This is a genomic window from Pseudomonas saliphila (genome assembly GCF_008638345.1).
GTDB classification, from domain to species: Bacteria; Pseudomonadota; Gammaproteobacteria; order Pseudomonadales; family Pseudomonadaceae; genus Halopseudomonas; species Halopseudomonas saliphila.
Genome location: NZ_VTVA01000024.1, coordinates 1 through 24,906 on the forward strand (window position 1 = coordinate 1; position 24,906 = coordinate 24,906).

Consider the following 24,906-nt stretch of genomic DNA (forward strand, 5'->3'; position numbering starts at 1 on the left):
AGGCGCGCTACACCCCCAGGAAAGCGCACTGCAGTATCGAGGCTCCATCCCTGGGGTTGTCGAGCGCCTGCTCGACGACAGCTTGCAGCAAAGCACTCGCCCCGGCATTGGATGGGGATTAATAGCGGTCCGTCGGGATAGCGGGTCTCGCTGCGGCACAAACCCTCGGCGTAGCGCCCGAGTGCGGACCAAGGCGCTACACCCCCAGATAGGTCTGCAGCGAGCCAGCATTTCATGATCTTGAACACCCATACCAACCCACAATCCAGCGACTTTATCGAGAACGCCAACGCCATGCGTACGTTAGTCGACGAGCTCCGCACGCTGCTGGCGCGCATTGCCGAAGGCGGTGGTGCCAAGGCGCAGGAGCGGCATCTGTCCCGCGGCAAGCTGCTGCCACGCCAGCGTATCGATACCCTGCTCGACCCCGGCTCGCCCTTTCTCGAGATCGGGCAACTGGCGGCACATGAGGTCTACGATGAAGCCGTGCCGGCCGCCGGGTTGATCGCCGGCATCGGCCGTGTCGAAGGCGTCGAGTGCATGATCGTCGCCAATGACGCGACGGTGAAGGGCGGCTCCTATTACCCCATCACGGTCAAAAAGCATCTGCGCGCCCAGGCCATCGCCAACGAAAACCGGCTGCCCTGTATCTACCTGGTCGATTCCGGCGGGGCCAATCTGCCGCGGCAGGACGAGGTGTTCCCCGACCGCGAACACTTCGGGCGCATCTTCTTCAACCAGGCCAACATGAGCGCCCAAGGCATTCCGCAGATCGCCGTGGTGATGGGCTCCTGCACCGCCGGCGGCGCCTATGTGCCGGCCATGGCGGACGAAGCCATCATGGTGCGTAATCAGGNTTGCCGATCCTCGGGTGTGGCCGATCACTATGCCGAGAATGACGAGCACGCACTGGCGTTAGCCCGGCGTTGTATTGCCCATCTCAACTGGCGCAAGCAAGGCGTGCTGAATAGCCGCCAGGCCATTGCCCCGCGCTTTCCAGCGGAGGATTTGTACGGGCTGATCCCGGCCGATCCCAAGCATCCGCTCGAGATACGCGAAGTCATCGCCCGGCTGGTCGATGACAGCGCCTTTGATGAGTTCAAGGCGTTGTTCGGCACCACCCTGGTGTGCGGCTTCGCCCATCTGCAAGGTTATCCGGTGGCGGTACTGGCTAACAACGGGGTGTTGTTCAGCGAGTCAGCGCAGAAGGGGGCGCATTTCATTGAGCTGGCCTGCCAGCGCGGCATTCCGCTGCTGTTTCTGCAGAACATCACCGGCTTCATGGTCGGGCAAAAATACGAAGCCGGTGGCATTGCCAAGCACGGGGCCAAGCTGGTCGCCGCCGTGGCCTGCGCCCGCGTGCCCAAGTTCACGGTTATCATCGGCGGCAGCTTTGGCGCCGGCAATTACGGCATGTGCGGCCGGGCCTATGATCCGCGCTTTTTGTGGATGTGGCCGAATGCCCGCGTCGGCGTGATGGGCGCCGAACAGGCCGCCGGCGTGCTGGTGCAGGTCAAGCGCGAGCAGGCCGAACGCCACGGCGAGACGTTTTCCGACGAGCAGGAACAGGCGCTACGCCAGCCGATTCTCGATCAGTATGAACATCAGGGGCACCCTTATTATTCCAGCGCCCGGCTCTGGGATGACGGCGTGATCGACCCGGCGCAGACACGGGACATTCTCGGACTGGCGATCTCCGCCGCCCTCAACGCGCCGATCGAGCCGACGCGCTTCGGTGTATTCAGAATGTAAGCGCCTTGCCAGTTACGGCTCCACAGACAGCGGAAGACAGATGTATGACGGATTTCACTACCATTGAGCTTGAACGTGATGCACAGGGCGTCGCCACGCTGTGGCTCAACCGGCCGGACAAGAACAATGCCTTTAACGCCGAGATGATTGCCGAATTGCTGCAGGCTATTGATCAGGTGCAGTCGGATGACTCGCTGCGTTTTCTGATCCTGCGCGGACGTGGCCGGCATTTCTCCGCTGGCGCGGATCTGAGCTGGATGCAGGCGTCCGCGGAACTGGATTACAACGCCAATCTCAGCGACGCCCGTGAGCTGGCGCAACTGATGGCCAGTCTGAGCCAGCTTCGGCTGCCAACGCTGGCCGTGGTGCATGGTGCTGCCTACGGCGGCGCGCTGGGGCTGGTGAGTTGTTGCGATATGGCGATCGGCGCAGAAGAGGCGCAGTTCTGTCTGTCAGAGGTACGTATCGGCTTGATTCCGGCCGTGGTCAGTCCCTTTGTCGTGCAGGCCATGGGCGCACGCGCCACCCGACGTTACGCGCTGACCGCCGAGCGCTTCGATGGCCGGACGGCGCGCGAACTGGGGCTGCTTGCCGAATGCTACCCGGCTGAAAACCTCGATCAGGCCCTGCAGGGCTGGGTCGACAATATGTTGCTGAACAGCCCAGCGGCGATGCGTGCGACCAAGCTACTGATGCTTGAGGTCAAACAGGGCGAATTTTCCACGCCGCTGCGCCGCTACACCGAGGCCGCCATCGCACGCATCCGCGTCAGTCCTGAGGGCCAAGAGGGGCTGAAGGCCTTTCTGGAAAAACGCAAACCGGTGTGGCAAGCATGATTAGTTGCGTGCTGGTCGCCAATCGCGGCGAAATCGCCTGCCGGATCATGCGCACCTGCCGCGAGCTCGGCATTGTCTCTGTTGCCGTGCACAGTGACATCGACCGCAGCGCCCGGCATGTGCGCGAAGCGGATAAGGCAGTCGCGCTGGGCGGCGCCAAGCCCGCCGACAGTTACCTGCGCATTGACGCCCTCATCGAGGCCGCGCGCCAGAGCGGCTGTCAGGCGATTCATCCGGGTTACGGTTTTCTCTCGGAGAACGCCGAATTCGCCCGCGCCATCGAAGCCGCCGGGCTGATCCTGCTTGGTCCGCCTGCGTCGGCCATCGACGCCATGGGCAGTAAATCCGCCGCCAAGGCCTTGATGCACGAAGCCGGTGTGCCGCTGGTGCCGGGGTATCACGGTGCGGATCAGAGTCTCGACACCTTCCGCGATGAAGCCGCGCGCATCGGTTATCCGGTGCTGCTCAAGGCCAGCGCCGGCGGTGGTGGCAAAGGCATGAAAGTGGTCGAGTCCGGGTCCGAGCTGGCCGAGGCGTTGGCCTCGGCGCAACGGGAAGCGCGGTCATCCTTCGGTGATGCGCGGATCCTGGTTGAGAAATACCTGCTCAAGCCCCGTCATATCGAGATCCAGGTGTTTGCCGATCAGCATGGCGGCTGCATCTATCTCAACGAGCGCGATTGCTCCATCCAGCGGCGGCATCAGAAGGTCGTTGAAGAAGCGCCAGCGCCTGGTCTGACGCCCGCGCTGCGGGCCGCCATGGGCGAGGCGGCGGTCAAGGCGGCACAGGCGATCGGATATGTCGGCGCCGGTACCGTCGAGTTCCTGTTCGACGAGCGCGGCGAATTCTTCTTCATGGAGATGAACACTCGGTTGCAGGTCGAGCATCCGGTGACCGAGGCCATTACCGGGCTGGACCTGGTCGCCTGGCAGATACGCATTGCCGAGGGCGAGCCGCTGCCGCTGAGCCAGTCCCAGGTGCCGCTCAATGGTCACGCCATCGAAGTGCGGCTGTACGCCGAGGATCCTGCCAGCGGCTTTCTGCCCTCCACCGGCCGGCTTGATCTGTACCGCGAGCCGGCAGCCGGCCCCGGCCGGCGGATCGACAGCGGCATCGAGCAGGGTGATGAGGTGTCACCTTTCTATGATCCGATGCTGGGCAAGCTGATTGCCTGGGGCGAGACACGGGAGCTGGCCAGACGCCGCTTGCTGCAAATGCTCGGCGAAACAGTGGTTGGCGGGCTGCACACCAATCTGGCGTTTCTCATGCGGGTCATAGCCCACCCGGCCTTTGCCGCAGCGGAGCTGGATACCGGTTTCATCCCGCGTCACGAGGCGCAGTTGCTGCCCACGCCCGAGCCCTTGCCTGATGCGTTCTGGCAGGCGGCCGCCGACGCCTGGCTGGCCACTGAATCGCCGATCCAGCGGGACGATGATATGCATTCGCCCTGGGCCCGCCTTGATGGCTGGCGCGCGGGCCTGAGCAATGCCCAACCGCTGCATCTGAACTGCGCCGGCGAACGCAAGCGAATAGTCCCCTGCGCCGATCACGCGGCAACCGCTGCCGCACAATACATTCGCCAGGGCGCGACGCTGTACCTGCACTGGTACCACGACTGGCTGGCAGTACGGACGGTCAATCCGCTGGCGGAAGTGCAGGCGTCCCTTGCGCCGCAGGGCAGCCTGACCGCGCCAATGAACGGCAACATCGTTCGGGTACTGGTGCAGGCCGGGGATGAGGTGGCCGCCGGTGCGCCCCTGGTGGTGCTGGAGGCAATGAAGATGGAGCACAGTATTCGTGCCCCGGCCGCCGGACAGGTGCGTGAGATTTTCTATGCTGAAGGTGCGATGGTGGCCGAAGGCGCGGTATTGATCGATTTGCACAGCCCGGCTGAAGCCTAATAGCGTAGCGAAACCTGAGCATCATTAAAGGACCAACAGCATGAATCAGAGCCTTCCCACCCAGGTACGCCTCGTTGAAGTAGGCCCCCGTGACGGGCTGCAGAACGAGAAGCAGCCGATCAGCGTTGCGGACAAGGTGCGGCTGGTCGATGACCTGACCGACGCTGGCCTGCCCTATATCGAGGTAGGCAGCTTCGTCTCGCCCAAGTGGGTGCCGCAGATGGCTGGCAGCGCCGAGGTGTTCGCCGGTATCAGGCAGCGCCCCGGCGTGATCTACGCGGCGCTGGCGCCGAATCTCAAGGGGCTGGACGCGGCGTTGGCGGCCGGCGTCAAGGAAGTCGCGGTGTTTGCCGCGGCCTCGGAGTCGTTCTCGCAGAAAAACATCAATTGCTCCATAGCCGAAAGCCTGGCGCGTTTTGCTCCGCTCATGCAGCAGGCGCAGCGACACGGCATGCGCGTGCGCGGCTATGTCTCCTGCGTGCTGGGTTGCCCCTACGAGGGCGCGGTGCCGCGTGAGCAGGTGGCGAGCATCGCCACTGAACTGCTGTCGATGGGCTGTTATGAGGTGTGCCTGGCCGATACCATTGGCGTGGGCACCGCCGGCCAGACACGCAGCCTGTTCGATTTTGTTGGCCGCGACATCTCGCGCCAGCAGCTGGCCGGCCACTTCCACGATACCTATGGCCAGGCGCTGACCAATATCTACGCCGGACTGCTCGAAGGTATCAGCGTATTCGACAGCTCGGTCGCCGGACTCGGCGGCTGTCCCTATGCCGCGGGTGCCACGGGCAACGTCGCCACCGAAGACGTGCTGTATCTGCTCAACGGACTGGGCATCCATACCGGCGTCAACCTGGATCAGGTAATCGCCGCCGGGCAACGTATCTGCACCCTGCTCGACAAGCCGAACGGTTCGCGTGTCGCGCGGGCCATCCTGGCCAAGGCCTGAGGATCCCGCTATGCCCGCACCGCTCTGGACGCCCTCACCCGACCGCATTGCTGCCAGCCGCATGGACCGCTTCCGGCGTTATGTTGAACAGCGCCATCAGGTTGAACTCGCTGATTACCCTGCGCTGCATGCCTGGAGTATCGAGCAGCGCGGCGCCTTCTGGCAGGCCATTCTCGATTTCTTTGGGGTGCGCTTTGCGACGCCGCCTAGGGACGCATTGCTCGACGCTGAAGCCATGCCGGGCGCTCAATGGTTTCCCGGCGCAACGCTGAATTTCGCCGAGCATCTGTTGCGCCGGCGGAATGAGCACCCGGCACTGATCGCCGTTGCCGAAAGCGGCCATCGCGAGCAGCTCAGTCACACCGAATTGAGCGCCCACGTCGCCGGGTTGCAGCGTGCCCTGCGCGAAGCGGGCGTGGTGGCCGGTGATCGGGTTGCCGCCTGCATGCCCAACACATGGCAGACGGTGGTCGGCATGCTCGCCGCGACCAGCCTGGGCGCGGTGTGGTCATCCTGTTCGCCGGACTTCGGCACCCAGGGCGTGGTTGATCGTTTTGGTCAGATCGAGCCCAGGGTGCTGATCGCCTGCGCTGGCTACCAGTACGCCGGCAAGCAGATCGACCTCACCGACAAGCTCAAAGACATCCTCGCGCAACTGCCTTCGCTGGAGCAACTGGTGCTGGTGCCTTACACCCATGCCCAAGCAAGCGCAGCGGATTTCGAATCCGTGGTACCGACCAGCCTGTGGCAGGATTTTTACCAGGCCGGCGGCGAGCCGGAGTTTGTGGCAGTACCCTTTGATCATCCGCTGTACATCCTTTACTCCAGCGGTACCACGGGCGTGCCCAAGTGCATCGTGCACGGCACCGGCGGCACGCTGCTGCAGCACCTCAAGGAACATGGCCTGCATACCGACCTGGGGCAGGAGGACACCGTGTTCTATTTCACCACCTGCGGCTGGATGATGTGGAACTGGCTGGTCTCGGGGTTGGCAGTCGGCGCCACGCTGGTGCTGTACGACGGCTCCCCCTTCGAGCCGCAAGCGCAACGGCTGATGGACCTGATCGACGCCGAAGACATCAGCGTGTTCGGTACCAGTGCACGATATATCGCCGCGCTGGAAAAAGCCGGCTGCAAGCCGCGCGAAACCCATCAGCTGAGCCGGCTCAAAGCGCTGCTGTCGACCGGCTCGCCGCTGGCGCCGGAAAGCTTTGAATACGTTTACCGCGATATCAAGGCGGACCTGTGCCTGTCTTCCATCTCCGGCGGCACGGATATCGTTTCCTGCTTCGCGCTGGGCAGTCCGGTACTGCCGGTTTGGCCAGGCGAGTTGCAGTGCCCGGGCTTGGGTATGGCGGTCGAGGTGTGGGATGAGCAGGGCAAGCGCGTGCGCGGCGAGAAAGGCGAGCTGGTCTGCACGCGACCCTTCCCCTCTGTACCGGTTGGCTTCTGGCGTGACGAGGACGGCAGCCGTTTTCACAAGGCCTATTTTGCGCGGTTCCCCGGTGTCTGGGCGCACGGGGACTACGCAGAAGAAACGCCGCACGGCGGGTTGATCATTCACGGCCGGTCCGATGCGGTACTCAACCCGGGCGGCGTGCGTATCGGCACCGCCGAGATCTATCGACAGGTGGAAAAGGTCGACGAAGTGCTGGAAGCCATCGCCGTCGGCCAGCACTGGCAAGGCGATGAGCGAATCGTGCTGGCGGTGCGGTTGCGCGACGGCGTAGCGCTGGACGCGGCGCTGGAACAACGCATCCGCCAGGTCATCCGCGCCAATGCCACCCCGCGGCATGTGCCGGCGCGCATCTTTGCAGTCACCGATATCCCGCGCACGGTCAGCGGCAAGATCGTCGAAGTGGCGGTTCGCGAGGCGATTCATGGGCGGCCTGTGAAGAACACCGATGCGTTGGCCAACCCCGAGGCGCTGGAGTACTTCCGCGATCGGCCGGAGCTGGCTAGCTGACCCCCCTTTTCTCGGGGACGAGCGCCTTGGGCTCGACGACAGGTTAGCCGCAGATATTGGCGTAGCGCAGGCGCGCTACACCCCCGGGTTGACCGCGCGCGGTCGTCGGCTTTAATCAAATCAGCGAACCCTCCCAGCTCCAACCGGTCACAACCTCATGGCAGGCATTGACGCGCGTCTCCCTTTTTCGCGCGGTCACGTCCAGCTCAAGCGAGGGTTCCATGGCAACAGTCAGCGAATATTTTATCGAACGGCTCTACCTGTGGGGCATTCGCCGTATCTACGGCTACCCCGGCGATGGCATCAATGGCGTGTTTGGCGCACTCGATCGGGCCAATGGCAAGATCAAGTTTATCCAGGTGCGGCATGAAGAGATGGCCGCATTCATGGCTTCGGCTGATGCCAAGTTTTCCGGCGGACTCGGCGTCTGTATTGCCACCTCCGGCCCTGGCGCCTCGCATCTGTTGACCGGGCTCTACGATGCGCGCATGGATCATATGCCGGTGCTGGCTATTACCGGGCAGCAGGCACGTACCGCCATGGGCGGTCACTACCAGCAGGAACTGGATCTGGTCTCCATGTTCAAGGATGTGGCCGGTGCTTTTGTACAACAGGCCAGCGCGCCGTCGCAGGTGCGGCATCTGGTGGACCGCGCCATCCGCACTGCCTATGGCGAGCGCACAGTGGCGGCAATCATTTTGCCGAACGATCTGCAGGAAATGGAATACAGCGAACCTGAGCGATCCCACGGGACTATCCATTCCGGTATCGGTTATAGCCGGCCCAAGGTCGTGCCGTTTGATGCAGACCTGCGCCTGGCCGCCGAGGTGCTGAACCAAGGCAAGAAAGTCGCCATTCTGGTGGGTGCTGGCGCGCTGCAGGCCACTGACGAAGTTATTCAGATCGCGGATAAACTTGGCGCCGGAGTAGCCAAGGCGCTGCTCGGCAAGGCTGTGCTGCCGGATGACCTGCCCTGGGTGACGGGGTGCATCGGCCTGCTGGGCACCGAGCCCAGCTACAAGTTGATGACCGAATGCGACACCTTGTTGATGATTGGTTCAGGCTTTCCCTATTCGGAGTTTCTCCCTGAGGAAGGCCAGGCGCGTGGCGTGCAGATCGACCTCAAGGCGGACATGCTCAGCCTGCGCTATCCAATGGAAGTGAATCTGCAGGGCGACGCGGCGGAAACCTTGCGGGCGCTGCTGCCACTGCTACAGGACAAGACCGATCGCAGCTGGCGTGGAAAAATCGAAGGCTGGCGCGCGGACTGGGAACAGACCCTTGAATCGCGCGCGATGATGTCGGCCGATCCAATCAATCCGCAGCGGGTTGTATTCGAGCTCTCGCCGCGTCTGCCCAACCGGGCGATCATCACCTGCGACTCGGGTTCTGCCGCCAACTGGTTTGCCCGCGACCTGAAGATTCGCCTGGACATGATGTGCTCGCTGTCAGGCGGGCTGGCTTCGATGGGTGCCGCAGTGCCCTACGCGATTGCCGCCAAGTTCTGTCATCCGGACCGGCCAGTCGTAGCGATGGTAGGCGACGGCGCGATGCAGATGAGCAACATGGCCGAGCTGATCACGGTCGCCAAGTACTGGCAGGAGTGGACCAACAAGCAGTGGATATGTGCGGTCTTCAACAACGAGGATCTGAATCAGGTGACCTGGGAGCAGCGCGTGATGGAGGGTGATCCCAAGTACGCAGCAGCCCAGCAGATCCCCAATGTGCCCTACCACAAGTTTGCCGAACTGATCGGGCTCAAGGGCATCTATGTCGACAGCGAAGACCGGGTGGCGTCCGCCTGGGAGGAAGCGCTCGCCTCGGATCGCCCGGTAGTGATCGAATTCAAGACTGACCCGGACGTTCCACCGTTGCCGCCGCACATCAAGTTCGAGCAGGCGAAAATGTATGCCTCGACACTGCTGCAGGGCGACCCGAACCAGCGTGGCATTATCACCCAGACAATCAAGCAGATGCTTGGCGGTGTGCTGCGGCCGAAATGAATCAGTGGGCCAGTGCCCTCAGGCGGCGAGTCCGGTGATGCTACTTACGATGCGTCGCTGCGCTCGGTCGCCGCGATGATGCAATTGCGGCCCTGGGATTTGGCCAGATAGAGTTTGGCGTCGGCGCTTTCCAGTTGTTCGCTGGCCTCCCAGATGGGCGCCTGACAGGCACTGATACCCGCGCTGAAACTGCAGCGAAACAGGCCATTGCTGCCGCTGAATTGCAGCTCGTTGAAGGCCACGCGGATTTCATCAAGGATGCGCTTGGCATCCGCTGCGTGACAGTCAGGCAGGACCGCGACGAACTCCTCGCCACCGTAGCGCCCCAGCCGGTCGATCTTGCGCAGACGCTGGCGCAGCAGGTTGGCCAGCGCGCGGATCACGTTGTCGCCCACCGCGTGTCCGTGCTGATCATTGACTGATTTGAAGTGATCGATATCGATCATGGCAATACTCACCGGGCGGTGGGTCCGGCAGGCGCGTTCCAGTTCGATCTCTACCTGTTCCTTGATATCGGCGTGCTTGAGCAGGCCGGTCAAGCTGTCGCGCGCCAGTGCCTGGCTCAGCAGCCGGGCGCGCTGGGCCCGGGAATACACCGCATTGACCAGCGCATTGTCGGAGATCGGCTTGGTGATGAAATCATCCCCGGCCTTGAGCAGCGCATCCTTCTGCCGGGTGACGTCAGTCTCTGCCGACAGATACACCACCGGCACGCGCAACCAGTTGTCGTCCAGCCGAATCATCTGCGCCAGCTCGGGGCCGGAATAGTCCGGCATATTGATATCCATGAGGATGACATCAGGCATGAAGGCGTCCATCTGCTCTAGCAGCCGGCGCGGATCGTTGACGATCTCGACGCGCATGGCAGCATTGATCAGTACGGCCTGATAACGCTGGGCGAGGGTTTCATCGTCATCCACCAGCATGATCCGAAACGGCTCGCTCTGCAGGCTGTTGAGACAGCGCTCGAGCCGGTCTTCCAGCTTGGCCAGATCCACTGGCCGGGAAAACAGGCCCTGGGCACCGGCGCGCACGGCGCTGAGCTGGAAATCGAAGTCTTCGTTGTCGCTGATCAGGATCAACGGCAAAGGCGTGCTGCGTCCCGCCTGCATTGGACCCAGTTGCCCGAGCACTGTGCTGCCCTGCACATCAGCGGCGATATCCAGAATCAGTGCGTCTGCCTGGTTCGTGTTCAAGGCGTGCCGGAGTTCGCCAACCTGCGTGTGCAGCACCACCTGATAACCAAAGCTCTCCAGGGTATGGTTCAGGCGCTTGGCAAAGTGAGCATCCTGCTCCAGCACATGGATACAGTGCGGTCGATCGACGCGGTCATCCACTCCTTTTGGCGGAGCGAGCGGCGACTCCTGCGTTTCGCTGCGTCGCAGCAGGGCAAGCTCGGCGATACCCTTGAGCAGTGCCTGTTGCGCAGGGTGGTCACATTGCTGGTGCTCGGTCAGCACGCGGACTTGCAGCTCCAGCTCGCGAGCGCGGGAGCCCAGCGCCGGATAGCCAAAGGTGCCAGCCGCGCCGGCCAGCTTGTGTAACTGTTCGCGGATGCGCTGCAGCGAGCCTGACGCCAATGCCCATGAGTCGGGCAGTTCGCGCACCATTTGCTCCAGAGCGGGGAGCTCGCTATCCAGACGTTCGCGAAACCCGTCAGCAAGCACCGCCAGCTGCTGTCTGAGTTGTTCAGCCTTGTCCATGCCAGGTCCTCCAGATGTGTCGCAATTGATCCGATAGCGTCATCGGGTCGAAGGGCTTGACGATGACATCGGCGGCGCCCAGACGTTTATATTCGTCTATCTCGGCGGGTTGAATCTTGGCGGTCATGAACACTACGGGGCAGGCGGCGAGCACCTGCATTTGTTGTAATTGACGCAAGGTTTCCGGGCCATCCATTTCCGGCATCATCACATCCAGCAGGATCAGCTCTGGTTGGAAGGATGCCACGGCAGCAAGACCGGCAGCGCCGGACGCACAGGTCAAGACCATGAATCCGCCGAGCACCTCCAGTGCCACCCGGGCAATTTCCTGGATCGAAACGTCGTCTTCGATGTGCAAAATGCGTTCAAGCTGTTTCATCTGATTGGCTCCGGCGGTGGCTCCCCGCGCATCCACGCTGCATGGCAGCTGACTGTTGTTCATCACGCTTCATCTCCGTCGATGAGTTCTGCATCCAGCTCGCACCAGAAGACCGAGCCTTTACCGGGTGCGGATGCAAACCCGACCTGTCCGCCCATTTGCTCGACAAGATCCTTGGTAACGGCGAGCCCCAATCCCGTTCCGCCGCGCCGTCGGGTGGTGGAGCTGTCCACCTGGGAAAAGCGTTCGAACAGGCGTTCATGGGCCTCGGCTGGAATGCCATCGCCCTCGTCGGTGACGCTGATGCGTGCACGGCCGTTGGCGTACCGGGCATCCAGGGTCACGGTACCGCCCTCATGGGAGAATTTGGCCGCATTTGACAGGTAATTGGCCAATACCTGCGCCAACCGCCGCTGGTCAACGTCAATCCTGACGCGGTCCACGTGGCCGCAGCGCAGCGTAACATCGTACTGGTCAGCGTAACCGCGGTTGGCCTCCAGGGCGTCTTCAAGCAGCGGTTGCAACGCCAGGGACTGCATATCGAAATGCATCTTGTTGATCGCCAGTTTGTCCAGATCCAGCAGGTCGTTGACCAGGTGCGTCAGCGAGCGGCTGTTGTTCAGCGCGATCGCCAACATCCTGTGCATTGACTCGGGCAGCTCGCCCAGCGCACCGCCCTGCAGCAAGCCGAGCGCACCGGTGACCGCTGTAAGCGGCGTGCGCAGCTCATGGCTGACGGTCGAGACGAATTCCGATTTCATCTGTTCGATGCGATGACGTTCGGTGACATCCCAGACGAAACCGCTGATCCACAGCAACTGGCCCTCGCTGTCATACTCGCCGCGGCCCTTGTCGCGGACCCAGACTTCGTGGCCATCGGCATGGATGATGCGGTAGGTCAGCTCGAAGCTTGCGCCCTGGGCCAGGCTCGTGGCGCCGGCTTTATCGCGCGGCGTATCGTCCGGATGAATGATGCTGCCGTAACTGCGCACTGTGCTGTGGGTGAAGTCTTCCGCCGGGTAGCCGGTGATGACCTCAATCTCGTCGCTCAGATAGGTGACGGTCCAGTGCTCGTCCGCCGCACAACGGTAAACCGCACCGGGCAGATTGCTGACCATATTGCGGAAACGGGTTTCGCTGCGCTGCAGCTCACGGGTGGCCTGAATGAGGTCGGTAATATCGGTGGCGACCCCGAGAAAGCCGGTCAGCTCGTTATACTGATCACGGATACCAGTTACCGTGAGGTTGACCAGACGTTGGCTGCCATCCTTGTTGATGAAAGTCCAGGGCAGGGTCTCCGGCTTGCCGCGGCGCGCGTTGGCCAGCAGGGCTTCGCGATAGTCAACCGGGTAGCCCAGCTCGGCACTGAGCATCTGCGCGCGGCGCTCCAGTTCACTGTCCAGATGGTAGCTCACGGGCGTGTGCTTGCCGACCATCTCTTCGGCGGAGTAGCCGAGCAGTTTGCAGGCACCCGTATTGAACAGGGTGATGCTGCCGTCCAGATCGGTGGTAATCACCGCGACTTCAGTGGACGCATCAATAACCGCGCGCAGAAACGCTCTGGCCTGCCGAACCTCTGTTTCCCGGCGCATTTCCTCGGTAATGTCCATGCAGGTGCCACTCACCCACAGCGGTCTACCTTCTGCGTCGCGGCTGATCAACTGGCCGCAATCATGGATCCAGACCCAATGACCGTCCTGGTGGCGGATCCTGTACCTGAAATCAACATGTTCCAGCTTCTGATCCAGATGCGCTTGCATCAGTCGATCTGCTTCGGGACGGTCCTCCGGATGAATCAGCTGCTGCCAGACATCAATCGAGGTTGCCTGCAGCACTGCCGGGCGGTAACCGTTGATGTCGTGCCAGCGCTCGTTGTAGAGGGTTTCGCCGGTCTGCACGTTCCATTCCCAGGTGCCCAGATTGGCGCCCCGCAGGATGCTGGCGAACCGCGCGCGCTCCAGCTTCAAAGCCATTTCCATCTGCTTGCGCTGGGTAATGTCCGCAGCGAAACCGTGCCAGATCAGGCTGCCGTCCGGCAAGGCTTCAGGACTGGCCACGCCAGCGACCCAGCGCTCGCCCAGCTGGGGGTGGGCTATGCGGAACTCGCCTTGCCATTCTGCAAGCGTGCTGGCGGAATGCTGAATGCTCTGGGTGACGCGCTTACGATCATCTGCGTGGATCTTCGACAAAACGGTATCGGCGTTGTGCTGCGCCTGCTCAATGGTGGCGCCGCAGATCTCAATCAACCCCTGGCTGCAATAGGGGAACCAGCCGTGTCCGGCGCTATCCTGCTGATACTGATAGATGATGCCGGGCAGGTGGGAAGTCAGCTTGTCGAAACGCGCCAGTAGCTGTTCGCGCTCCTGTTGCATCAGGTCGCGCCTGAGCGCCTCGCTGACCCAGGGGCCCAGCAGCCGGACGAATTCCAGATCGGTTTCGTCGAAGGGTTCAGCCCGCGGCGTGGATGAAGAGAAGTTGAGCGTGCCGTAGCGCTCGTCGCCCACCTGCAGACAAACCGAGATATAGCTGCGCAGACCGAAGGCCTGATAGCAGGGGTGAGCACTATAAGCAGAATGCTCCATGTCATTGATGGCCAGCACGTCATGGTGCTGCATGGTCAGCACACAGTAGGTTGTGCCCAGCGGAAAATGCTGCCCCTCTACTATGATTCCGTTACTGCTGTTCTGTGCGACCACCTGGTAGTCGTCTCCCTGTATCCGACTGACTATGCCCGTGTCCATGCCCAGGTAACGGCAGCCCAGCTCCAGAACCTTTTTGAGCTGTTTGATGACATCCGGCTCGGGGACCCCAGCAATCTCGTTCATGGCGCGCAGCGCCTGACGCTGATGTTCCAGACGCTGGGCTGTGGTGCGCTCCTCGTTGTTCTTGACCAGAGCGTGTATCAACTGCCCCAGGCTGCTCAGCAAGGGCGCGAGAAATGCGGTGAAACGCTCATCGTAGCCACCACTGCGGTTGGCCAGCGCGAGCATGCCAATCATCTGTTCCCCGAAATAGATAGGCAGGCCGGCAAAGGTCTCCAGGGGTGGATGGCCGGGCGGTAGACGGTTGTTGTTCGGGTCTGAGACAGCATCGTTGGACAGGTAGGCCTCGCCGCTGACCAACACCTGTCCGAACAGTGTATCCAGGCGGCGAAAAATCATGCCCTGCGGTCCGCGCTGACGAAACATCGAGGCGCTGTCCTCATCCCAGGCGATGTTGGTGATGGCGTGCGTCTTCAGATAGGGCTCACCCTGTTCATCGCGTAATACCTGCCCGACAAAGCCGAACTGGCTCTCGGTTACCCTGAGGATCTGTTCCAGCAGGTAGTCGAAGCTCTGGTTGAGGTTGTCCTCAGTGATATAGGCCGACTGGGTGGCGACGATAATGTCTGACAGTTTGCGGTTGGCCTCGCGCTGATCGGCCTCTGCCATGAGGCTTTCCCGCCAGGCCTGCTCCTGGCGCCGCACGACAAACCGCGTACCCAGCATGAGTGCGCCCATCAGCGCCAGCGCAGCCAGGTAGCCCAAACCCCAATACAGCGGCGATAGCCGCTTGCCATGAAGGTAATTCATCCAGAGCGGCGTGATATCGCGCGTGGTCAGCATCACCACCTGTGGTAGTGCATCGTTGTCGGTATTGCTGAGATGCCGCAGCAGAATGGGGGTGAGCAGATAGTGTCGGCCATCGACCTGGACTCGCCGCGCATGGCCCTGCAGCACTTTGGCTGGCAGGTTGTTCGCCAACAACCATGGCAGCATGCGTGGTCGCGAGTAATCTCCGACAAGCCACTCGGTGCCGGCGAGCGCGAATCGACCGGCGCTGGGCTGATCAGTCACTACTTCCTTGGTTGACGACGCGTTGATCAGCACGGCCAGTCCCGACTCTAGCTCTTCATCCAGCTGGTGCAGGCCCGAGCCAATCCCAAAGCCCACTTCGATAGTGGCGACGACTGTTTCGTCATCATCATCTGCCGCGAAGACCGGTACGATAGCGCGGGTACCCACCCCGAAGCGCCCGACATCGAGACCGCTAAGGGGTATGCCGGTGCGTTGCACCTGATCTGCCATGGGGCGACTCTCGGCCATTGAATCGTTCCATGCGTCCGGCTGATGCATACGCAGCAGACTGACTACTCCAGGGCTGAGCTGCACACTCAGCTGGTCGGCTCCGGACTCCTTGAGCACCACCCAGAAGCGCTGGAGATCGCTTTCCAGCTGCGCGCGAAGGCTGACGACCGACGGGCTGTTAAACCCTTCGCGTTCGGTGAGCAGCTTGATCCGTCTGATCAGGCGCTGGGTATCGGGGTCTGCCGCCACGCTATGCGCGGCCATCAATGCCTGGCGTCGAATGGCGTGTTGCGACTGCTGTACCGCCAGTCGCTGCATCTGCGAGTGGGTGGCGAGTTGCGTTTCCCAGGACTGCTCCCGCTTCACCTGACTGGACCAGGCGAAGAACGCGAACAACAGACCCAGCAGGACCGCGCCAGTTATGCGCAGCAGGCGTTCATTGTGGGGTAACAGCTTGGGCAGCATGGGCGATTTCCGTAATACGCGGCTCGGAAAGAGCGAGTCAGTCGGAGACTGGTCTCAGAGACTATTGGTCACATGGCCGCCATCGACGTTGATGATGGTACCGGTCATGAAGGCGCCGGCATTGCTGGCCAGCAGCAACAGCGGTCCGCTGAGATCCTCCAGATCACCCAGCCGGCGCATCGGCACCTTGCGCCGGACATATTCCTGCCCCGGTTCGGTATCGAAGTAATCGGTGTTCATCTCGGTGCGGAAATAACCCGGCGCCAGCGCGTTCACTCTGATGTCATTACGTGCCAGTTCCAGCGCCATGGCCTTGGTCAACTGCACGACGCCGGCCTTGGCCACTGCATAGTGACTCAGGGCCGGGCCTACCCGCAGACCCAGAATCGAGGCGATATTGATGACGCTACCGCCCTTGCCTGCCTTGGCCATCGCCACCGTTGCCCGGTGCGCGACGCGCCAGGCGCCGTCGAGGTTGGTGTCGAGCATGCTGCGCCAGTTGCCTTCAGTGAGATCAAGGAAGGGCACCGGATTGCTGATGCCGGCGTTGTTGACCAAAACGTCGGCCACGCCCCAGGTCTGCTCGGCGAGGCTGAAGCCGGCATTCACGCTGTCCGAATCAGTTACGTCCATCGCCACCGCCAGGGCTTCGTAACCCTGCGCCTGCAGATCCGCGACCAGCGCCTGCAAGCGTTCGACACGCCGCGCGGCAACGATGACCCGCGCACCGGCTGCAGCCAGTATCCGCGCGAAGTGTTCGCCCAGCCCGCTTGAGGCGCCGGTGATCAGGGCGGTTTTGCCGGTGAGGTCGAAGCGGTCTGCGCTCATCTGTTGAAGTACTCCTGGTAACGTAGCGGTAATCAAGGCGTCCAGTATCGACCAATCGCAGCAGCGTGGCCATGTGTTACGCCGGGGAGTTTCGGCTCTATCTCAACGGCATATATCCGAGTATTGGTACAAATAATCATATCCCGGTGATCGACCAGGGCGTATTCGCCTACAATCTATCTATTCGTATAATCAAGAACGACACTATGCTGCCTACCGGAACCGCCATGCCCGAACCCGCGCCGAACCTGGACCTCGATAAGCTGCGCGCTGCTGCCGATCAGGCCCAGCGGCTGCTGAAAACCCTGGCTAACCCCGACCGCCTGTTGTTGCTGTGCCGGCTGATTGAGGACGAACTCAGCGTCGGCGAGCTGGAGGCAGCGCTCGGCATTCTGCAGCCGACGCTTTCGCAGCAGCTGGGCGTGCTGCGCCGGGAAGGTCTGGTCGACACGCGGCGCGAGGGTAAGCAAATCTATTACCGTATCGCCAGTCCCCAGGCCTTGGCGGTGATCGATACCCTGTATCGGCTGTACTGTTCGACGGAGGTTGAATGATCCCAGCCCATAGGACGTCCTGGCCAATGCCACTCCAGCAGCGCTTGCTGCTCGCTGATAACATCCGATCGAGACGCCTATGCTGACCAACCCCAGGCTGCAGCCACCGGGTGGCGATGGGTATCTGGCGTGGCTGCGCAATTACCGCAAAGCCTGGTTGGGCGGCGATATTACCGCCGGGATCATCGTCAGTATCATGATCATTCCACAGAGCATGGCCTACGCGATGCTCGCGGGCTTGCCGGTGGAAATCGGTCTGTATGCCAGCATCCTGCCGCTGATCGCCTATGCGCTGTTGGGCAGCAGCATGAGCCTCTCGGTCGGGCCCGTTGCCGTCACCGGGCTGATGACGGCCACCCTGCTGGCGCCGCTGGCTACGGTTGGCAGCGAGCATTATCTGCAAATGGCTATCTGGCTGGCCTTGTTGTCAGGGGTGATGTTGTTCGTGCTGGGTCTGCTGCGCCTGGGCTTCCTCGCCAATTTCCTCAGCCATCCGGTGATCAGCGGATTTATCAGCGGTGCCTCGATTCTGATCATTCTCAGCCAGCTGCCGCACCTGTTCGGGTTGAGTGGCATGCCTGGCAGTCCACAGGAGGTCCTCGATAACTGGAGGCCGATCAATTCTCTGGTACTGGGAATGGGCCTGCTGGGCCTGTTGTGGTTGATCTACGCACGCAGCGGCATGGCCGATCATCTGCAGCAGCTCGGGATGCGCGCGGATATTGCCCGGCTGACCTCCCGCCTCGCGCCGATCCTGGTAGTGGTGCTGGGCATGGCTGTCACGCTCGGTTTTGATCTGGCGGCCCAGGGTGTGCCGGTGGTCGGTGAGCTGCCGGCCGGTTTGCCCAGCCTGCAGTGGGCGACGCCGGATTTCACCAGTATACGATCGTTATTCCTGCCCGCCGCGCTGATCAGCCTGGTCAGCTTCGTCGAGAGCGTGTCGCTGGCCCAATCGCTGGCGCGCCGCAAGCGCCAACGCATTGATGCCGACCGTGAATTGCTCGGTCTCGGCGCCGCCAATCTCAGCGCGGCACTGTCCGGCGGTTTCGCAGTGTGTGGCGGCTTTTCCCGCTCGGTGGTCAATGTCGAAGGCGGTGCCAATACCCCACTGGCCGGCGTGATCGCGGCGAGCGTGATCGCGCTGATTCTGCTGACGATCGCGCCGGTGTTCGCCAGTCTACCGCTGGTGGTATTGGCAATAATCATATTGGTGGCGGTGACGCCGCTGATCGACATCGTCGGGCTCAGGCGGGCCTGGAGCTACGACCGCGCAGAAGGGCTGACCCTGCTGAGTACCGCATTGGGTGTGGTTTTCATCGGTATCGAAGGCGGTATCGTGCTGGGTGTCAGCTTGTCCATCGCGTCGCAGCTATGGCGCGGTAGTCGGCCGCACGTTGCCGTGGTCGGTCGGGTGCCGGGCACCCAGTATTTTCGCAATACCCGTCGCCATCTGGTGGAAATCGAGCCACATCTGCTGGCGCTGCGTGTTGATGAAAGTATCTTCTTTGCCAACAGCAAGGCCATCGAGCAGGGCGTGCTGCAGGCGTTGATCGACTATCCCGATACCCGGCATATGTTGTTGATCATGTCGGCGGTCAATCATATCGACGGCACAGGGCTCGATATGCTCAGCGAGCTGACCGAAGGCCTGGCTGAGCGCGAAATCACGGTGCACCTGGCGGAAGTCAAAGGGCCGGTCATGGATCAGTTGAACAAGACCGACTGGGTCAGCCAGCAAGTCGGTGAGGTGTTTCCCAGCACCGATATTGCATTCAACACCTTGAGCGGGCTGAACCGTATCCATCGCGCCGCCAAAGAAGCCGACGCCGAAGAGCAATAAGCGGTGGAGCGCTGTGCTATCGCGGACTTTTATTCGCGTGTCGTTATAATCCGCGGGCACTGCAAAAAAAGCCCTGATAAGGAGTAAGGATGAAGATCGCAATCGCCGGCGCACTATGCGCTTCACTGTTCGCAGCCAGCATGACCGCGCAGGCAGAGGTTTCACCGGAAGACCAGATTCAGTTACGCAAGGCCGGTTATAGCTTCATGAGCTGGAATATGGGCAAGATCAAGGAGCAGGTGATCGACGAAAGCGTCACCTACAATCCGGATCAGATGCTGGCCGCCGCCAACGCTATCTCGGCCATTTCCAAGTCCGGCATGGGGGCGCTATTCGGGCCCGGTACTGAACAGAACGTGGGCGATCAGGTCACCCGGGTGAAGCCTGAAATGTTCGATAACACGCCTGACGTCATCAAGCTATCCGGGGACCTGACCAAGGCCGCCGACAACCTGGTCTCCGCGGCAGTTGAAGGCGATCAGAGCAAGGTACGCAGCGCCTTCGGTCAAGTGGGCGATACCTGCAAGGCGTGCCACGACAAGTATCGCCAGAAGTAGTTAACCCGATTACCAGGCCGGCGCAGCAGGCGCGGGCGCTGGTGCCGGAATCCAGGCACCGGATGCCGCCCAAATGGCCAGTCCCGAAATAACCACCACAACCACCAGCGCGATCCAGCCTCCATTGCGGGTATCGGAGGCGGGTCGGCTGACGTTCTTCTTTCCATGCAGCATCGCGCCCACCAATTTTTTGCCACGCAGCTGATAAAAGGCGATCGCCAGAATGTGCAGCCCGATCACCACATAGATCAACTCCTCCGTCCAGCGGTGCCAGCTGCTCAAGGTGTTGCTCAAGCTTGAAGACACCAGGTTGCGCAGCGGCCCGGAAAAGGCGATGTCGTCCGTCGCCACCAGACCGGACAGCGCCTGGAAGCCGAATAGACCCAGCATAACCAGCACCGATAAACCGCCGACAGGCGTGTGTCCGGCCCCGTGCCAGCGCCCGCGCAGGTAAGCAAGCATGACGCGCGGCGTGGGGAGGAACTCACTGAAGCGCGCATGCGTCGAGCCGACCAGCCCCCAGAGCACACGAAACACCAGCAGCCCCAACACCATCAGGCCGAAGCGTTCGTGCCAGACCATCCAGGTCCCCCCCAGATAGATGGAGACCAGCGAGCCGGTGACTGCGACCACCAATAACCAGTGAAACAAACGCAACGGAAGATCCCACACACGAACCTGCATCACCACGGACACTCCTGAAATCGACGATGCGAAAGGCTACCCGCCGGAACCGGGACGGGCAAGCAAAGCGCCTGCGCGGTGTGCGACGTTTTCCGTGATTAACCGTTATGTTTGCTGAATTGCCCGCGCTTTGCCCTATAATCGCGACACGTTCAACGCCAAAGAAGATGGACCTCATGTCGTGTCTAAACCGCTGGGTTCGCGCCCTATCAGTATCCCTGGTCGCTGCCCTGGCCGCCGCCTGCTCGGAACCCACCCCGGAGCCTGAGCAAGCTCCCCGTCCGGTCAAGATTTTCACTGTTGGCAACCCGGCCAGTAATCAGGTCCGGGAGTTTCCGGCCCGGCTGAAATCCCCCGAAGAAGCCGAACTGTCCTTTCGCATCGGCGGGCAGTTGCAGAACCTGGCCGTGCGCGAAGGTCAGCGTATCGCTCAGGGTGAGCTGGTCGCGGAGCTGGATGATACCGATTACCGCTTGCGCCTGAATGACGCGCAGTCGTCCTATAACCTGTCCCGCTCGCAGCTTGAGCGAATGAAGCAGCTGGTCGACCGCAAGATGGTCTCGCAGGCCGAGGTCGACGAGCGTCAGGCGCAGTTCAATCAGGCCGAGGCAGCGCTCGAACTGTCCCGCCAGCAACTGGCCTATACCCGTCTGGTGGCGCCGTTCGACGGCTTGGTCGCGCGCACCCATGTAGAGCGTTATCAGGTGGTGCAGGCCAATCAGCCGATCGCCACGGTATATGCTGATGGCAGCATGGATGTGGTCTTCCAGGTGCCGGAGAACCTGCTGTCCTCACTGCGCCGCGACATGAACGTCACCGACTATCATCCCCGCGTGCGTATGGAAAACCTGCCGGACCTCGATCTTGATGCGCGGTACAAGGAACACGCCAGCCAGCCGGATCCGAAAACCTTGACCTACCAGGTCACCCTGAGTGTGCAGCCGCCGGAAGGGCTGATTCTGCTGCCGGGTATGAGCGCCAAGGTGATCATCGATTTTGCGCAGCTGCGCCACAGCGCCGATCTGCCGGTAACCGTGCCGGTCGAGGCAGTGTTCAGTCCCGACACAGGTACTGCCGAGCAGCGCCGGGTTTGGGTCGTAAGCGACGCCGAGGAAGGGCTGCAGGTCAGTGCGCGGGATGTACAGGTGGGCGAACTCACCCGCAATGGCATTGAAATTCTGGACGGACTGCAACCGGGCGAGCGGATCGTCGCGGTCGGCAGCGCCGAGTTGTCGGAGGGCCGCAGGGTGCGGGCCTGGGAACGCGAGCGGGGACTGTAAATGGACGTTGCCGGTTATTTTATCAACCGCCGGGTCAGTAGTTGGCTGATCGCGCTAATCCTGGGTATTGGTGGTCTGATCGCCTTCCTCGGCCTTGGCCGTCTCGAGGACCCCGCCTTCACGCTGAAAATGGCCATGGTGGTGACGCCCTATCCCGGCGCCTCGCCGCAACAGGTGGAAGAGGAAGTCACCTACCCGCTGGAAAACGCCATCCAGCAACTGCCTTACATTGAAGAAATCACCTCCATCAGTAGCGCCGGTCTGTCGCAAATCACCATCGAGATCCAGAGTCAGTACGGGGCGCAAGAGTTGGCGCAGATCTGGGACGAGATGCGCCGGCACGTCAACGACGCGCGGCCCAATCTGCCGCCCGGCGTGGGTGAGCCGCAGATCAACGATGACTTCGGTGATGTGTTTGGTACCTTTCTGATGCTCAGTGGTGAAGGCTACAGCTTTACCGAGTTGCGCGAATTCGCCGATTACCTGCGCCGTGAACTGGTCCTGGTGCCTGGGGTGGCCAAGGTATCGGTGGCAGGCGCGCCGCAGGAGGAAATCCATCTCGAGATTTCCCGCGCCCGTCTGGCCAGTATGGGTATCGCGCCCCAGCGTCTGCAGCAGGTTCTGAGCAATCAGAATGTAGTGTCCGACGCCGGCCATATGCTGGTCGGCAGCGAATCGATCCGCTTGCATCCCACGGGCGAATTTCAGAGCGTCCGTGAACTGGAGCAACTGATCATCAGCGAGCCCGGCAGCGCCCAGCGCATCTATCTGGGCGATATTGCGGACGTGCGGCGTGGCTTCACCGAACGGCCAGGCAATCTTTACCGTTCCGCTGGCGAGCCGGCGCTGGGACTGGGCGTAGCCTTTGCTGCCCACGTCAACGTGGTGGATGTTGGCGAGGCGGTAGCACAGCGCCTGGCAGAGCTGGATCAGGATCGGCCGGCCGGGATGCAGATGGCAGTGTTCTACAACCAGGCGGACGAGGTGCAGAGCTCGGTTCGCGGCTTTGTGCTCAACTTCCTTGCCTCGGTGGCCATCGTCATCTGCGTGCTGCTGGTGTTCATGGGACTGCGTAGCGGTTTGCTGATCGGCATGGTGCTGGCGCTGACAGTCCTGGGGACCTTCATTTTCATGAAGATACTGGGCATCGAACTGCAGCGCATTTCCCTCGGCGCGCTGGTGATTGCGCTGGGGATGCTGGTGGACAATGCCATCGTCGTGGTGGAAGGCATATTGGTGGGACGCCAGCGCGGCGAGAGCACACTGCAGGCCGCCCGCACTATCGTCAGCCAGACGAAGATGCCGCTGCTGGGCGCCACGGTCATCGCGATCATCGCCTTCGCGCCAATTGGCCTGTCCGATCATGCGACCGGCGAATACACTATCTCGCTGTTTCAGGTGCTGCTGATTTCGCTGTTTCTCAGCTGGGTCACCGCAATCACCCTGACCCCGTTTTTTGCCAGCCTGCTGTTCAAGGATGCGGCGCCCGGGGCGGAGCAGCCGGAAGCGACCGATCCCTATCGCGGGATCATCTTCACCGCGTACCGCGCCATGCTCGGTTTGGCATTGCGGCAGCGGATACTGACGTTAGCGATCCTGGCGGTACTGATGGTCGGCTCGATCATCGGCTTTAGCCAGGTTCGCCAGAGTTTTTTCCCGCCGTCCAACACCCCGATGTTTTTTGTCGATCTGTGGTTCCCCAAGGGCAGCGACATTCGTCACACCGAGGAGATCGTCGCGCAGATCGATCGCTATGTCCTCGAGCAGGAGGGCGTGCAGCAGGTCAGCACGACCATCGGCCAGGGCGCGCTGCGTTTCATCCTCACCTACTTCCCCCAGCGTCGGCACGCCAACTACGCGCAGCTGTTGGTACGCACCGAGAACCGCGATCAGATCCAGCCGCTGATCAGGCAGCTCGATAGCTATCTGCATGACGAACATCCCGGCGTGCAGGCCAAGATCAAGCAGTTGATGCTGGGTCCGGGGACGGACAGCAAGATCGAAGCGCGCTTTAGCGGGCCCGATCCGCTCGTGCTGCGTCAGCTTGGCGCCCAGGCAACCACTATCATGCGCGAGGATCCGGTCTCCGACGCGGTGATGCACAACTGGCGCGAGCGGACCAAGCTGGTCCGTCCGCAATTCGTCGAGTCTCAGGCGCGCGAGCTGGGCGTCGACAAGCGCGACATGGACAGCATGCTGAAGATGAATTTCAGCGGCCTGAACGTGGGCTTGTATCGCGACGGCACGCGCATGCTGCCCATCGTCGCCCGCACGCCAGCCGACGAGCGCCTGGATGCCTCGGGGCTGTCGGATTTGCTGGTGTGGAGCAATGGGCGGGCGACCTACGTGCCGATCGAACAGGTGGTCAGCGGTTTTGTGACCGAGTGGGAAGATCCGCTGATCATGCGCCGCGATCGCAAGCGCACCCTTACTGTACAGGCTGACCCGGCAATCACCAGCGGTGAGACCGCCGCCCAGCTGTTCGAGCGGCTGAGACCGAAAATTGAAGCCATCGAATTGCCCCGAGGCTACAGCCTGGAGTGGGGTGGTGAGTTTGAGAACTCGACAAAAGCCAAGCGCGCCGTATTCGGTTCGCTGCCGCTGGGCTATCTGGCGATGTTCCTGATCACCATCCTGCTGTTCGACTCCTTCAAGCGCGCCATCGTGATCTGGTTGACCGTGCCCTTGGCGATCATCGGCGTCACCATTGGCTTCTTGTTGACCGGGATTCCCTTCGGCTTCATGGCCCTGCTGGGCTTTCTCAGCCTGAGCGGCATGCTGGTGAAGAACGGCATTGTGCTGGTCGATGAGATTCGTCTGCAGCTGGACAGCGGGCGCGACGCCTACGATGCGCTGGTCACCTCGGCGATCAGCCGGGTCCGCCCGGTCTCCATGGCCGCCCTGACCACCATCCTCGGCATGGCGCCGCTGCTTACGGACGGCTTCTTCCAGAGCATGGCGGTGGTGATCATGTTCGGTCTGGGTTTTGCCACCGTGCTGACCCTGGTGGTGTTGCCGGTGTTGTATAGCTTGTTCTACGGGATTTCCCCTGCCAGAGCGATGCCGCACGGTGATTGATCGCACGCTGAAATAATCTCCCTGAAGGCGTAGTGCATCCGCGCTACGCCATCTCGCCTCAGTT

The 24,906-nt window shown here is 61.8% G+C and carries 16 protein-coding genes; 11 read left to right on the forward strand and 5 right to left on the reverse strand.

Translation table 11 applies throughout. The annotated features are described in order from the left end of the window. Positions 1–234: 234 nt before the first annotated feature. From FHK95_RS18535 to FHK95_RS18560, 6 genes are all read left to right on the forward strand, one after another. Positions 235–1,752: a carboxyl transferase domain-containing protein gene (locus FHK95_RS18535; RefSeq protein ID WP_150306137.1), complete on the forward strand. Its 1,518-nt coding sequence runs from the start codon at positions 235–237 to the stop codon at positions 1,750–1,752. A gap of 44 nt (positions 1,753–1,796) precedes the next feature. Further along, positions 1,797–2,588, forward strand: coding sequence for a gamma-carboxygeranoyl-CoA hydratase (locus tag FHK95_RS18540; RefSeq protein ID WP_150306138.1), 792 nt, complete (start codon positions 1,797–1,799; stop codon positions 2,586–2,588). Next, positions 2,585–4,489, forward strand: coding sequence for an acetyl/propionyl/methylcrotonyl-CoA carboxylase subunit alpha (locus tag FHK95_RS18545; protein WP_150306139.1), 1,905 nt, complete (start codon positions 2,585–2,587; stop codon positions 4,487–4,489). The genes FHK95_RS18540 and FHK95_RS18545 overlap by 4 nt, the downstream gene beginning before the upstream one ends. Positions 4,490–4,529: 40 nt before the next feature. Further along, entirely contained in the window at positions 4,530–5,438 is a 909-nt protein-coding gene (locus tag FHK95_RS18550; protein WP_150306140.1) for a hydroxymethylglutaryl-CoA lyase, read from the forward strand. Positions 5,439–5,448: 10 nt separating this feature from the next. Further along, positions 5,449–7,404, forward strand: coding sequence for an acetoacetate--CoA ligase (locus FHK95_RS18555; RefSeq protein ID WP_150306141.1), 1,956 nt, complete (start codon positions 5,449–5,451; stop codon positions 7,402–7,404). Positions 7,405–7,625: 221 nt separating this feature from the next. After that, the gene (locus FHK95_RS18560; protein ID WP_150306142.1) at positions 7,626–9,407 is read left to right on the forward strand and encodes a thiamine pyrophosphate-requiring protein; all 1,782 of its coding nucleotides are present in this window, start codon (positions 7,626–7,628) and stop codon (positions 9,405–9,407) included. A 44-nt stretch (positions 9,408–9,451) separates the two neighbouring features. Here the strand turns inward: FHK95_RS18560 and FHK95_RS18565 are convergent, their stop codons facing one another. The 4 genes from FHK95_RS18565 to FHK95_RS18580 form a co-directional block, all read right to left on the reverse strand. Next, positions 9,452–11,110 (reverse strand): diguanylate cyclase, encoded by a 1,659-nt coding sequence (locus tag FHK95_RS18565; protein ID WP_150306143.1) that lies wholly within the window; start codon positions 11,108–11,110, stop codon positions 9,452–9,454. Continuing rightward, positions 11,097–11,489, reverse strand: a complete 393-nt coding sequence (locus FHK95_RS18570) for a response regulator (protein ID WP_150306170.1) — start codon at positions 11,487–11,489, stop codon at positions 11,097–11,099. The genes FHK95_RS18565 and FHK95_RS18570 overlap by 14 nt, the downstream gene beginning before the upstream one ends. Before the next feature lie 62 nt (positions 11,490–11,551). Continuing rightward, a complete protein-coding gene (locus FHK95_RS18575) occupies positions 11,552–16,021 on the reverse strand; it encodes a PAS domain-containing protein (protein WP_150306144.1) in 4,470 nt (1,489 codons plus the stop codon). 54 nt (positions 16,022–16,075) lie between these two features. Beyond that, positions 16,076–16,849, reverse strand: a complete 774-nt coding sequence (locus tag FHK95_RS18580) for an SDR family NAD(P)-dependent oxidoreductase (protein WP_150306145.1) — start codon at positions 16,847–16,849, stop codon at positions 16,076–16,078. 206 nt (positions 16,850–17,055) lie between these two features. On the opposite strand from FHK95_RS18580, the gene FHK95_RS18585 reads away from it, so the two are divergent. From FHK95_RS18585 to FHK95_RS18595, 3 genes are all read left to right on the forward strand, one after another. After that, the gene (locus FHK95_RS18585) at positions 17,056–17,403 is read left to right on the forward strand and encodes an ArsR/SmtB family transcription factor (RefSeq protein ID WP_408003647.1); all 348 of its coding nucleotides are present in this window, start codon (positions 17,056–17,058) and stop codon (positions 17,401–17,403) included. A gap of 79 nt (positions 17,404–17,482) precedes the next feature. Further along, entirely contained in the window at positions 17,483–19,243 is a 1,761-nt protein-coding gene (locus FHK95_RS18590) for a SulP family inorganic anion transporter (protein ID WP_150306146.1), read from the forward strand. Positions 19,244–19,332: 89 nt separating this feature from the next. Continuing rightward, complete coding sequence (locus FHK95_RS18595) at positions 19,333–19,800, forward strand: c-type cytochrome (protein ID WP_150306147.1); 468 nt, start codon at positions 19,333–19,335, stop codon at positions 19,798–19,800. Positions 19,801–19,809: 9 nt separating this feature from the next. On the opposite strand, the gene FHK95_RS18600 is transcribed toward FHK95_RS18595, so the two are convergent. Continuing rightward, entirely contained in the window at positions 19,810–20,484 is a 675-nt protein-coding gene (locus tag FHK95_RS18600; protein ID WP_150306172.1) for a cytochrome b/b6 domain-containing protein, read from the reverse strand. Between the two features lie 176 nt (positions 20,485–20,660). On the opposite strand from FHK95_RS18600, the gene FHK95_RS18605 reads away from it, so the two are divergent. Together FHK95_RS18605 and FHK95_RS18610 are read left to right on the forward strand one after the other, a co-directional pair. Then, positions 20,661–21,764 (forward strand): efflux RND transporter periplasmic adaptor subunit, encoded by a 1,104-nt coding sequence (locus tag FHK95_RS18605; protein WP_178114847.1) that lies wholly within the window; start codon positions 20,661–20,663, stop codon positions 21,762–21,764. Continuing rightward, positions 21,765–24,842: an efflux RND transporter permease subunit gene (locus FHK95_RS18610; protein ID WP_150306149.1), complete on the forward strand. Its 3,078-nt coding sequence runs from the start codon at positions 21,765–21,767 to the stop codon at positions 24,840–24,842. Positions 24,843–24,906 lie beyond the last annotated feature (64 nt).

What these genes read in the sequence shown, in the direction of transcription:
- FHK95_RS18555 (WP_150306141.1), top strand. Translation starts at nt 5,449, where the DNA reads ATGCCCGCACCGCTCTGGACGCCCTCACCCGACCGCATTGCTGCCAGC.
- FHK95_RS18580 (WP_150306145.1), bottom strand. Translation starts at nt 16,849, where the DNA reads ATGAGCGCAGACCGCTTCGACCTCACCGGCAAAACCGCCCTGATCACC.
- FHK95_RS18540 (WP_150306138.1), top strand. Translation starts at nt 1,797, where the DNA reads ATGACGGATTTCACTACCATTGAGCTTGAACGTGATGCACAGGGCGTC.
- FHK95_RS18565 (WP_150306143.1), bottom strand. Translation starts at nt 11,110, where the DNA reads ATGGACAAGGCTGAACAACTCAGACAGCAGCTGGCGGTGCTTGCTGAC.
- FHK95_RS18590 (WP_150306146.1), top strand. Translation starts at nt 17,483, where the DNA reads ATGCTGACCAACCCCAGGCTGCAGCCACCGGGTGGCGATGGGTATCTG.
- FHK95_RS18570 (WP_150306170.1), bottom strand. Translation starts at nt 11,489, where the DNA reads ATGAAACAGCTTGAACGCATTTTGCACATCGAAGACGACGTTTCGATC.
- FHK95_RS18585 (WP_408003647.1), top strand. Translation starts at nt 17,056, where the DNA reads ATGCTGCCTACCGGAACCGCCATGCCCGAACCCGCGCCGAACCTGGAC.
- FHK95_RS18595 (WP_150306147.1), top strand. Translation starts at nt 19,333, where the DNA reads ATGAAGATCGCAATCGCCGGCGCACTATGCGCTTCACTGTTCGCAGCC.
- FHK95_RS18575 (WP_150306144.1), bottom strand. Translation starts at nt 16,021, where the DNA reads ATGCTGCCCAAGCTGTTACCCCACAATGAACGCCTGCTGCGCATAACT.
- FHK95_RS18600 (WP_150306172.1), bottom strand. Translation starts at nt 20,484, where the DNA reads ATGCAGGTTCGTGTGTGGGATCTTCCGTTGCGTTTGTTTCACTGGTTA.
- FHK95_RS18550 (WP_150306140.1), top strand. Translation starts at nt 4,530, where the DNA reads ATGAATCAGAGCCTTCCCACCCAGGTACGCCTCGTTGAAGTAGGCCCC.
- FHK95_RS18560 (WP_150306142.1), top strand. Translation starts at nt 7,626, where the DNA reads ATGGCAACAGTCAGCGAATATTTTATCGAACGGCTCTACCTGTGGGGC.
- FHK95_RS18545 (WP_150306139.1), top strand. Translation starts at nt 2,585, where the DNA reads ATGATTAGTTGCGTGCTGGTCGCCAATCGCGGCGAAATCGCCTGCCGG.
- FHK95_RS18610 (WP_150306149.1), top strand. Translation starts at nt 21,765, where the DNA reads ATGGACGTTGCCGGTTATTTTATCAACCGCCGGGTCAGTAGTTGGCTG.
- FHK95_RS18605 (WP_178114847.1), top strand. Translation starts at nt 20,661, where the DNA reads ATGTCGTGTCTAAACCGCTGGGTTCGCGCCCTATCAGTATCCCTGGTC.